The sequence below is a fragment of the Tenacibaculum aiptasiae genome (assembly GCF_008806755.1).
GTDB classification, from domain to species: domain Bacteria; phylum Bacteroidota; class Bacteroidia; order Flavobacteriales; family Flavobacteriaceae; genus Polaribacter; species Polaribacter aiptasiae.
On sequence record NZ_WAAU01000013.1, the window covers coordinates 141,246 to 151,997 of the forward strand.

Genomic DNA, 10,752 nt, shown 5'->3' on the forward strand with positions numbered 1-10,752 from the left:
ATAATCATTATTTTTAGAGTGAATAATATTAAAAACATATATCATTTGAACGAACGAATTATTGAATTAACCGAAATTAATCCAAAAGATTTTTTTGGAGCTCAAAACAGTACAATAACTCAGTTAAAAACATACTTCCCAAAAGTAAAAATTGTTGCAAGAGGAAATACATTAAAAATTTATGGAGAGGCAGAGCTTTTAGACGAATTTGAAAAACGTTTAGGAATGCTCATAAAATACTTCAATAGATATAATAAGTTAGATGAAAATAGCATAGAACGTATTTTAACATCTACAGGAAAGGAAGAGGAAATTCGTAAATCGAATAAGGTTGAAGGAGTCTTAGTGCATGGAGTTAGCGGTAAATTAATAAAAGCACAAACAACAAACCAACGTAAAATGGTTGAGTTAATGCTTAAAAACGATATGCTTTTTGCAGTAGGTCCAGCAGGAACTGGAAAAACATATACAGCAGTAGCATTAGCGGTAAAGGCACTTAAAGAAAAAGAAGTACGTAGAATTATACTAACGAGGCCAGCGGTAGAATCAGGGGAAAACTTAGGTTTTTTACCAGGAGATTTAAAAGAAAAATTAGACCCATATATGCAACCTTTATATGATGCATTAAGAGATATGATTCCGCATGAAAAGTTAGAATCATATTTAGAAAAGGGAATTATACAAATAGCACCATTAGCATTTATGCGTGGAAGAACATTAGATAATGCGTTTGTAATTTTAGATGAGGCACAAAATACAACGCACAACCAAATGAAAATGTTTTTAACACGTATGGGAATGCATGCAAAGTTTATTATTACAGGTGATCCTGGTCAAATAGATTTACCAAGAAAACAAGTCTCAGGTTTAAAAGAAGCATTGTTAGCTTTAAAAGGTATAGATGGGATTGGACAAATATACTTAGATGATAAAGATGTAGTAAGACACCGCTTAATTAAGAAAATTGTAAAAGCATATAAAAGTATTGAAACAGAGTAATCTTTAGTTGTAATTTATAACTTTTAAACTTTGAGTTTTGAAATGTAAAAACTTACTTTTGCAGTCAACAACACAACAAAAAAAGAATGAATACAATTAACGAAACTAACTTCAAGTTTCCACAACAGAAGTCTGTTTATAAAGGAAAGGTAAGAGAAGTATACAATGTAAACGATGAATTATTGGTAATGATTGCATCAGATAGATTGTCAGCTTTTGATGTAATTTTGCCTCGTCAAATCCCTTTTAAAGGGCAGATTTTAAACCAGATCGCAACCAAAATGATGAATGATACAGCCGATATTGTTCCGAATTGGTTAGTGGCAAATCCAGATGAAAATGTTGCAGTAGGACATTTATGTGAACCATTTAAAGTAGAAATGGTTATTAGAGGTTACTTGTCAGGACATGCCGCTCGTGAATATAATGCAGGAAAAAGGATTCTTTGTGGAGTTGAAATGCCTGAAGGATTAAAAGAGAACGATAAATTTCCTACACCTATTATTACTCCATCTACAAAAGCAGATAACGGAGAGCATGACGAGGATATTTCAAGAGAGGAAATTTTAGCAAAAGGAATAGTTTCAGAAGAAGATTATTTAGTTTTAGAAGATTACACAAGAAAATTATTTCAAAGAGGAACTGAAATTGCAGCTTCTAGAGATTTAATTTTAGTAGATACTAAATATGAATTCGGTAAGACAAGAGATGGAAAAATAGTTTTGATAGATGAAATACATACTCCAGATTCATCGCGTTATTTTTATAAAGAAGGATATAAAGAACGTCAAGAGAAAGGAGAAAAGCAAAAACAATTATCAAAAGAGTTTGTACGTCAATGGTTAATAGAAAATGGGTTTCAAGGAAAAGAAGGACAACAAATTCCTGAAATGTCAGATGATAAAATTAATGAGATATCTAATAGATATATCGAATTATATGAACAAATTACAGGAGAAACTTTTATTAAGGCAAATACAGAGAATGTATTAGCACGTATTGAAAAAAATGTTGTCAATTTTTTAAATGGACAATAAAAAAATAAGCATACGACCAGTTTTAAATTTGACATCAAAAATTCCAATTGAAGATTTTCAAAACAGAATTGTACGACCAATTTTAAAACTACAACACGATCTTATTTTACATTTTTTTATTTTTTATTGTAATAAACAAAAAGTTAAGGTGTTACATCTAGAAAAAGAAAGTTTTCAAAATCTAGTTGATACAATAATTAAAAAAAATATAAATTTTAAAAATCAGCTGTTAGGTTCAATTATAGGTCAATTCACCATAAAAGAATTTGAATTCTATAAAGACAATGATGCTGAAATAAATAAAAGAATTTTAACGATGATTGGTCAAAGAATTTCAGATAGCCAATTAGAAATTAAAAATTTTAAAACAAACAACAATGATAATAGAGCCAAGAACTAGAGGGTTTATTTGTTTAACATCTCACCCAGTTGGATGTGAACAAAATGTAAAAGACCAAATAGCATATGTACAGTCAAAAGGAAAAATAGAAGGAGCAAAAAAAGTTTTAGTCATAGGAGCTTCAACTGGATTTGGATTAGCTTCAAGAATTACAAGTGCATTTGGTTCAGATGCCGCAACAATAGGAGTGTTTTTTGACAAGCCAGCAAGCGAAGGAAGACCGGCATCACCAGGTTTTTACAATACAGCAGCTTTTGAAAAAGAAGCGCATGCAGCAGGATTATATGCAAAAAGTATAAATGCCGATGCATTTTCAAATGATGTAAAGAAGCAAGTAGTAGATTTAATCAAAGAAGATTTAGGTCAAGTAGATTTAGTAATCTATAGTTTAGCTTCGCCTGTAAGAACGCATCCAGAAACAGGAAAAAGATATAAGTCTGTTTTAAAACCAATAGGAGAGGTGTTTTCAAATAAAACAGTAGATTTTCATACAGGTAATGTATCAGAAATATCAATAAAACCAGCTGAGGGTGATGATGTTGCTAATACGGTAACTGTAATGGGAGGAGAAGATTGGAAAATGTGGATGGACGCTTTACAAGCAGAAAATTTATTATCAGAAGGAGCAACAACAGTAGCCTATTCATACATTGGTCCAGAAGTAACAAAACCAGTGTATAGAAATGGTACAATAGGAGCTGCAAAAGATGATTTAGAAGCTACAGCATTTAAAATAACAGAAGAATTAAAATCTATAGGTGCAAAGGCTTATGTTTCAGTAAATAAAGCATTAGTAACACAAGCAAGTTCAGCAATACCAGTAATTCCATTATACATATCATTATTATTTAAAGTAATGAAAGAAAAAGGAATTCACGAAGGATGTATAGAGCAAATCCAACGTTTATATAGTGAGAGATTGTTTGGAGGAGATTTAGCTTTAGATGAAAAAGGAAGAATTCGTGTTGATGATTGGGAAATGAGAAAGGATGTACAAGCGGAGATTTCTAAATTATGGGAAGAGGCAACTACAGAAAATCTTTCTGAAATAGGAGATTTAGAAGGTTATAGTAATGAGTTCTTTAAATTATTTGGATTTAAAGTAGCAGGAGTAGACTATGATGCTGATGTAAATGAGTTAGTAGAAATTCCAAGTATTCAATAAAAAATAAATTTTAAGAAGAGCCTCATAGAATTTCTATGAGGCTTTTTTTATTTTTAACTTTTTAAAATAAAACTAATGAAGGCAGTAACTGTAAAAAAAATAAAAGATGAGTTGGCATATAAAACATCAGGAGAATTGATGGAATTATGTTTACAGTTATCAAAATTTAAAAAAGAAAATAAAGAGTTGCTAACGTACTTGTTATTTGAATCTCATAATGAAGAAGGTTATATAGAGCGTATAAAGGAAGAAATAGACGAATTATTTGAACAAGTAAACACAAAGAGTTACTATTACATACGTAAAAGCGTTCGTAAAATCTTAACAACAACCAAAAAGTTTATTCGATATTCAAAAAAGAAAGAAACAGAAGTAGTTTTACTGTTGCACTTTTGTGTAAAGCTAAAAGAATTTAAACCAAGTATAAAAAGAAGTCCAAGATTACAAGCAACCTACGATAGGCAATTGGAGCTAGCAAAAAAAGCTATAGATAAGTTACATGAAGATTTACAGTACGACTATAATGAAATGATTAGCGAGCTTAATTTGTAGTTGTAATTCTTGAAGGTAATTCAAATACTTCTAAATTAAAATATTGCACAGAAGCAAGTAAGTGGTCAAAAATATCAGCTATAATATATTCATAATTTTGCCATCTTTTGTCTGCACTAAAAGCATAAATTTCAAGAGGTAACCCCTGAGAAGTTGGAGCTAATTGTCTAACCATAATCATCATGTTTTTATTAATAGCAGGATGATTTTCAATATATGTTTCAGCATATTTTCTAAAAACACCAATGTTAGTGAGGTTTCTACCATTTAAAAGAAAGTTCTTATTTATATTCTTTTCTTCATTATAGGTATTAATGTTTTCTTGCTTGTCAGTTAAATAATTTTCAATAAGATGAATAGATTTTAAATTGTTTATCTCGTCATCAGATAAATAATGAATACTATCCATTTTAATATTTAGGGCTCTTTTAATTCTTCTACCTTGAGAATTAACCATACCTCTCCAATTTTTAAAAGAATCAGAAATTAAGGCATAGGTTGGGATAGTGGTAATAGTTTTATCAAAATTCTGAACTTTAACAGTGGCTAAAGAAATTTCAATAACGTCACCATCGGCACCAAATTTTTCAAAAGTAATCCAATCGCCAATTCGAACCATATCATTAACAGAAACTTGAATACTAGCAACAAAACCAAGTATTGTGTCTTTAAAAATTAGAATAATTATAGCGGAAGCTGCACCAAGAGCGGTAAAAAACTTCCAAATAGATTGATCGGTGATAATAGCAAAAGCTAAAATAGTCCCAGCTAGCCAAGCAAAAATCATAAAAACCTGAATATAGCTATCAACAGGTTTGTCTTTAAAACGAGGAAGCTTTTTTAAAAAATCTTTAAGGCTATTCAAAATACTCCTAGCAATACTAAGCGTTAAAAGAATACTAATTATTGAAACTAATTTAGTGGTAAAATTCCTTAAATATTCAAAATCAAAAAAGATAATAGGAATTAATTCAAAAAAAATAAGCACAGGAATGAGATGTGCAACATTAGTAGGAACTTTATTGGTAATTAAAATATCATCAAAACTTGTTTTAGACGATTTCGCAATCCTAATAGAGATATTTCTAAGTACTTTTCTAGCAATAATATCTATAAGATAAGTAAGAATAAGAGATATGATTACAAGAAAAAACAGATTTAAATAAATAGAAATGTTTTTAGAAAAACCAAAATCTATTAGGTAATCGTAAAAAAAGTGTCTATCAAATTCCATAAGAGTAAAATATCTTACAAAACTATTAATAAAAGGCGTATGAATTGGTTATGAGACAGTTTAATTTAAAAATAATTGAGCTTAAAGTTTTCTTAAAAAGAAGTTAAGAAAAATTAGAAGTTTTATATTTTTTGTAACTTACACAAAACGTAACAAAACTATCCAAAATGCCAACATATACAATTAATATTAATGGTAGCTCAAAAACCGTTAATGTAGATGCCGACACACCATTACTTTGGGTTTTAAGAGATGAGTTAAACATGCTAGGAACCAAATTTGGTTGCGGAATAGCACAATGTGGAGCTTGTACAATACATGTAGATGGAACAGCAATGAGAAGTTGTCAACTTCAGGTATCAATGTTAGATAAAGAAGAAATTACAACAATTGAAGGACTTTCAGAAAAAGGAGATCACCCTTTGCAAGAAGCATGGAAAGAAGTAGATGTGCCTCAGTGTGGTTATTGTCAAGCAGGACAAATAATGACAGCAGCTTCATTTTTGAAAGATAATCCTAAACCTTCAAATGAAGAGATTAGAGAAGCAATGCATGGAAATTTGTGTAGATGTGCCTCATATAATAGAATAGAAAAAGCAGTAGCTATAGCAGCTAAAAAAATGTCTTAAAAATTTAAATTATGAGCACTCAAGAAAAAAAGTACACATTCAGTAGAAGGAATTTTTTAAGAACTGCTGCATTAGCAGGTGGAGGAGTAATGATAGGTTTCAATATGTTTACAGCATGTAAACCAAATGTGAAACCGTCAATAGATGTAGAGAATTTAAATTTTAACGATTTTAATGCTTTTATAAAAATTTCACAAGAAGGTTATGTAACTATTTATTCGCCTAATCCAGAAATAGGTCAAGGGGTAAAAACATCTATGCCAATGATTATTGCAGAAGAGTTAGATGTAGATTGGGATAAGGTACATGTAGTTCAAGCAAAGTATAATAAAAAAGAATATACAAGACAGGTAGCAGGAGGAAGTCAATCTATAAGACATGGATGGGATGCGTTGAGGCAAACTGGAGCAACAACGAAACAAATGTTGGTAAATGCAGCAGCAGCAAAATGGGGTGTAGAGGCATCAACTTGTAAAGCATCCAAAGGTATAATAACAAATGCTAAAGGAGAAACTTTAGGTTATGGCGATGTTGTTAAAGAAGCAGCTCTTCTAGAAGTACCAGAAAAAGTAACATTAAAAAAATCTTCAGAATATACCATAATAGGAACAAATGCTGTTAATGTAGATTTAGAGAAAATAGTAACAGGAAAACCGTTGTTTGGGTTAGATTATAAGGCTGAAGGAATGTTGTATGCGTCAGTTTTAAGACCACCAGCATTTGGACAAACACTGGAAGCTTTTGATGATTCAGATGCGAAGAAAGTAAATGGCGTTTCAGAAATAATAAAATTTGGAGATAAAATTGCAGTTCTAGCTTCAAGTACTTGGGCTGCTATGAAAGGAAAAAAAGCTTTAAAAGCAACCTGGAAAGAAGGCTCAAAACTAGAAAGTACATCAGATCATAATAAAATATTGAATGAAATATTAGACGCAAAAGATTTAGATGTAAGAAGAGAAGATGGAAATGTAAAACAAGCATTTAAGGAAGCAGATAAAATAATTGAAAAAACATATCATTCACCTTTTTTACCGCATAACTGTTTAGAACCAATGAATTTTTATGCAAATGTAACTTCAGAAAAAATACATTTGGTAGGACCTATACAAACACCACAATGGACAGCAGGAAGAATAGCAAAACTCTTAAATAGAAAAGAAGAAGAAATAGAGCTAGAAATGACTAGAATGGGAGGTGGATTTGGACGACGTCTGTATGGTGACTTTGCTTTAGAAGCAGCAGAAATATCAGATAAATCGAAAAAACCAGTAAAAGTAGTTTTTTCAAGAGAAGATGATATGACAGATGGAATTTATAGACCAGCTATAAAATATAGAATAGCAGCTTCGCTTAAAGATGGAAAAATAACAGGATACCATTTAAAGGAAGCAGCAATAAATGGAAATATGTATGGCTTAATACCACATTTTTTTCCTGCAGGATGTATTCCAAATTATAAAGTGTCAACCAAAAATTATAAAAGTAATATTACAACAGGAGCTTGGAGAGCACCTTATACAAACTTTTTAGCTTTTGCAGAACAAAGTTTCTTTGATGAATTAGCATTGGAGTTAAATAAAGATGCGGTACAATTAAGGTTAGAATTGCTGGAAAATGTAAAGGGTACAAAAGATGAGAAAATCGAGTATTCAGGAGAGCGAATGCAAAATACTATAAAACTAGCAGCAGAAAAAGGAAATTGGGGAAATCCAAGAGAAGGAGTTTACCAAGGGTTTGCAGCATATTATAGTCATAATACACATGTAGCGGAATTAGCAGAGGTAGAACTAAAAAATGGGTCACCAATAGTTACCAAAGTAATAGCAGCAGTAGATTGCGGAATTGTAATCAATCCAACAGGAGCTATAAATCAAATACAAGGAGGAGTTCTAGATGGTTTAGGGCATGCGATGTATGGAGATTTAACATTCGATAATGGAAAACCATCAAACAAAAACTTTGATACCTATCGATTAATTCGAATGAATGAAACACCAGAGGTAGAAGTACATTTTGTAGAAAATGAATTGTCGCCAACAGGTTTAGGAGAACCAGGACTTCCGCCAGCAGGAGGAGCAGTTGCAAATGCGGTATACAAAGCTATAGGAAAGAGAATGTATAGCCAGCCATTTGAAAAAGAATTAGCAGTTAAAATAGAAAGCTAAAAAATAAAAATATAAAAGAAATAAAAAGATGTCGTACAGGCATCTTTTTTTTATGAGCAAAATGAACATAAAGTCAATTTGAAAGTCTGTTAAAAAAGAACTATTTTCGCAGTCTATAAAAAATCAAAAGTAATAATGGTAAAAGATTTATTTGAAAGAATAAAAGACGATAAAGGACCTTTAGGAAAATGGGCAGATAAAGCAGAAGGATATTATGTGTTTCCTAAATTAGAAGGACCAATATCAAATAGAATGTCTTTCAATGGAAAAAAAGTAGTTACTTGGAGTATTAATGATTATTTAGGTTTAGCAAATCATCCAGAAGTATTAAAAGTAGATGGAGAGTCAGCTGCAACTGATGGAATGGCATATCCAATGGGAGCTAGAATGATGTCTGGACATACAAAGTATCACGAGCAATTAGAGCAAGAGTGTGCAGAGTTTGTAGGAAAAGAAGCATCGTATTTAGTGAATTTTGGATACCAAGGAATGGTTTCAGCAATAGATGCTTTAGTTGGAAAAGATGATATTATCGTATATGACATGGATACACATGCATGTATAATAGATGGAGTTAGATTACATGCAGGAAAAAGATTTGTATATCGTCATAATGATATTGAGAGCTGTGAGAAAAACTTAAAAAGAGCTACAAAAATGGCAGAAAAAACAGGAGGAGGAATCTTGTTAGTTTCTGAAGGAGTTTTTGGTATGCGAGGAGAACAAGGAAGATTAGCAGAAATAGTAGCACTAAAAGAAAAATATAGTTTTAGGTTATTAGTAGATGATGCACATGGATTCGGAACCTTAGGAGAAGGAGGAAGAGGAACAGGGTTTGAACAAGGAGTTCAAGACGGAATAGATGTGTATTTTGCAACATTTGCAAAGTCTATGGCTGGTATAGGAGCATTTTTTGCTGGAGATAAAGATGTAGTACAATACTTGCAATATAATATGAGATCACAAATGTTTGCTAAATCTTTACCAATGCCAATGGTAAAAGGAGCGTTAAAGCGTTTGGATATGATCCGTACTATGCCAGAGTTAAAAGAAAATCTGTGGAAAATCACTAATGCGTTACAGTCAGGTTTAAGAAATGCTGGTTTTGATTTAGGGACAACACAAACATGTATAACGCCAGTATATTTGAAAGGAGAAATACCAGAAGCAATGGCAATGGTACAAGATTTGCGTGAAAACCATGGAGTGTTTTGTTCAATTGTAGTATATCCAGTAATACCAAAAGGTTTAATTATATTAAGATTAATACCAACAGCAAGGCACACACAAGAAGATGTAGACGAAACTATCGAAGCATTTTCAGCAATAAGAGAGAAGTTAGAAAACGGAACTTATAAAAGAATAGCAGAAACTATTATGGCAGAATAGTCTAAAAAAAATAAAAAAGAAAAACTCATGAAACATTTCATGAGTTTTTTTGTTTTAAAAGAAACTAATTAAATTTGATTTCCTTATTTAATGCGTAAAAAAATAATGAAAAAGCTCATATATATATGTATAATATTACTTGCCGGAGTTATGAAAGGGCAAATAAAAGATACATTGCCAAATTTTAATGACGAATATTTTTTAATAAAGGATGGAGATAGTTTGATGATTACCTTAAACGAAGTTTCCGTTTTACCAAAGCATAAATTTAAAAAACAGTCAGATGTTCATTATTATTATTGGTTCAGAAGGAAAGTTTTTAAAGCATATCCATATGCAGTATTAGCAGCTAAAAGAATAGATAGTGTAAATGCTCGACTTTCAAGAATAAAATCTAAAAGTAAAAAAAGACGATATGTAAAAAGAGTGCAAAAATATTTGGAAGAGGAATTAACCAAACCATTAAAGAAGCTAACAAGAACAGAAGGAAGGTTATTGTTGAAACTAATTCATAGGCAATCAGGAAAAACAGCATTTAATAATGTAAAGGAATTAAGAAGTGGGTGGAAAGCTTTTTGGTATAATGCAACAGCAAATTTATTTAAACTATCATTGAAGTCGGAATATAAACCAGAAAGTGAAAACGAAGATTATTTAATAGAAGATATAATACAAAGAGCTTTAATAGATGAAAAAATAGAATATCAAAAGCCTAAATTGGAAAAAGATTATAAATCAATTGTAATAAATAGAAAAGGAAAAGTAGATGTAGAAGAGTATATTAAGATGTTTGCAAAGATGAAGAAGAAAAAGAAAAACAAAAAAGAGAAGCCTAAAAAGAGATAAACCAATACCTAACCTAAAAAACTTTCAGCTGTAACTTGTTGATAGATAGTGTGTATAAAAAATAATTCAAAAAAAGATTAAAAAAGATAGTTATTATGTTAAAAAAGGGTTCTATATTTGCACCCGCTAACGAAAAAACGACAAGTTATAAAGTTAGTAAAAGTTCATTAAAATAGGCGGTAGAGCAGTGTTAAAAAGGAGTAAAAAATAAGTTAAATTATTCTTGTTTATTACAAAATAAAGATGCTATCTTTGCAGTCCGTTTTAGAGACGATAGTTCATTAAAATTCTAGCGAAAACAAATTAAAAAAAACTTTCAAAAAAGTTTGTCAGTTT

10 protein-coding genes are annotated in these 10,752 nt (G+C 30.8%); 9 read left to right on the forward strand and 1 reads right to left on the reverse strand.

Annotated features, from left to right (window positions below):
• Positions 1 to 45: 45 nt before the first annotated feature.
• The 5 genes from F7018_RS09535 (at position 46) to F7018_RS09555 (ending at position 4,153) form a co-directional block, all read left to right on the forward strand.
• A complete protein-coding gene (locus F7018_RS09535; protein WP_150899847.1) occupies positions 46 to 999 on the forward strand; it encodes a PhoH family protein in 954 nt (317 codons plus the stop codon).
• Positions 1,000 to 1,085: 86 nt separating this feature from the next.
• Positions 1,086 to 2,036 carry a phosphoribosylaminoimidazolesuccinocarboxamide synthase gene (locus F7018_RS09540; protein WP_150899833.1) on the forward strand — a complete coding sequence of 317 codons (951 nt, stop codon included), beginning with the start codon at positions 1,086 to 1,088 and terminating at the stop codon, positions 2,034 to 2,036.
• 28 nt (positions 2,037 to 2,064) lie between these two features.
• Entirely contained in the window at positions 2,065 to 2,436 is a 372-nt protein-coding gene (locus F7018_RS09545; protein ID WP_150899834.1) for a glyoxalase, read from the forward strand.
• On the forward strand, positions 2,414 to 3,601 hold the full coding sequence (fabV, locus tag F7018_RS09550) for an enoyl-ACP reductase FabV (RefSeq protein WP_150899835.1): 1,188 nt from the start codon (positions 2,414 to 2,416) through the stop codon (positions 3,599 to 3,601). Before F7018_RS09545 ends, fabV begins: the two co-directional genes overlap by 23 nt.
• Before the next feature lie 75 nt (positions 3,602 to 3,676).
• Positions 3,677 to 4,153 carry a hypothetical protein gene (locus F7018_RS09555; RefSeq protein ID WP_150899836.1) on the forward strand — a complete coding sequence of 159 codons (477 nt, stop codon included), beginning with the start codon at positions 3,677 to 3,679 and terminating at the stop codon, positions 4,151 to 4,153.
• Here the strand turns inward: F7018_RS09555 and F7018_RS09560 are convergent.
• Positions 4,143 to 5,387 (reverse strand): mechanosensitive ion channel family protein, encoded by a 1,245-nt coding sequence (locus F7018_RS09560; RefSeq protein WP_150899837.1) that lies wholly within the window; start codon positions 5,385 to 5,387, stop codon positions 4,143 to 4,145. The genes F7018_RS09555 and F7018_RS09560 overlap by 11 nt on opposite strands.
• Before the next feature lie 167 nt (positions 5,388 to 5,554).
• Between F7018_RS09560 and F7018_RS09565 the strand changes: the two genes are divergently transcribed.
• The 4 genes from F7018_RS09565 to F7018_RS09580 all read left to right on the forward strand — a co-directional run bounded on the left by F7018_RS09565 (position 5,555) and on the right by F7018_RS09580 (position 10,416).
• On the forward strand, positions 5,555 to 6,016 hold the full coding sequence (locus F7018_RS09565; RefSeq protein ID WP_150899838.1) for a (2Fe-2S)-binding protein: 462 nt from the start codon (positions 5,555 to 5,557) through the stop codon (positions 6,014 to 6,016).
• An 11-nt stretch (positions 6,017 to 6,027) separates the two neighbouring features.
• Positions 6,028 to 8,181 (forward strand): xanthine dehydrogenase family protein molybdopterin-binding subunit, encoded by a 2,154-nt coding sequence (locus F7018_RS09570; RefSeq protein WP_150899839.1) that lies wholly within the window; start codon positions 6,028 to 6,030, stop codon positions 8,179 to 8,181.
• A gap of 135 nt (positions 8,182 to 8,316) precedes the next feature.
• Entirely contained in the window at positions 8,317 to 9,570 is a 1,254-nt protein-coding gene (locus F7018_RS09575; RefSeq protein ID WP_150899840.1) for an aminotransferase class I/II-fold pyridoxal phosphate-dependent enzyme, read from the forward strand.
• A gap of 105 nt (positions 9,571 to 9,675) precedes the next feature.
• Complete coding sequence (locus tag F7018_RS09580) at positions 9,676 to 10,416, forward strand: DUF4294 domain-containing protein (protein WP_150899841.1); 741 nt, start codon at positions 9,676 to 9,678, stop codon at positions 10,414 to 10,416.
• The last annotated feature ends 336 nt before the right edge of the window (positions 10,417 to 10,752 follow it).

Bases quoted from the DNA above. Each gene is read 5' to 3' on its own strand.
- F7018_RS09540 (WP_150899833.1), top strand. From the start codon at position 1,086: ATGAATACAATTAACGAAACTAACTTCAAGTTTCCACAACAGAAGTCT.
- fabV (WP_150899835.1), top strand. From the start codon at position 2,414: ATGATAATAGAGCCAAGAACTAGAGGGTTTATTTGTTTAACATCTCAC.
- F7018_RS09555 (WP_150899836.1), top strand. From the start codon at position 3,677: ATGAAGGCAGTAACTGTAAAAAAAATAAAAGATGAGTTGGCATATAAA.
- F7018_RS09560 (WP_150899837.1), bottom strand. From the start codon at position 5,387: ATGGAATTTGATAGACACTTTTTTTACGATTACCTAATAGATTTTGGT.
- F7018_RS09565 (WP_150899838.1), top strand. From the start codon at position 5,555: ATGCCAACATATACAATTAATATTAATGGTAGCTCAAAAACCGTTAAT.
- F7018_RS09570 (WP_150899839.1), top strand. From the start codon at position 6,028: ATGAGCACTCAAGAAAAAAAGTACACATTCAGTAGAAGGAATTTTTTA.
- F7018_RS09575 (WP_150899840.1), top strand. From the start codon at position 8,317: ATGGTAAAAGATTTATTTGAAAGAATAAAAGACGATAAAGGACCTTTA.
- F7018_RS09580 (WP_150899841.1), top strand. From the start codon at position 9,676: ATGAAAAAGCTCATATATATATGTATAATATTACTTGCCGGAGTTATG.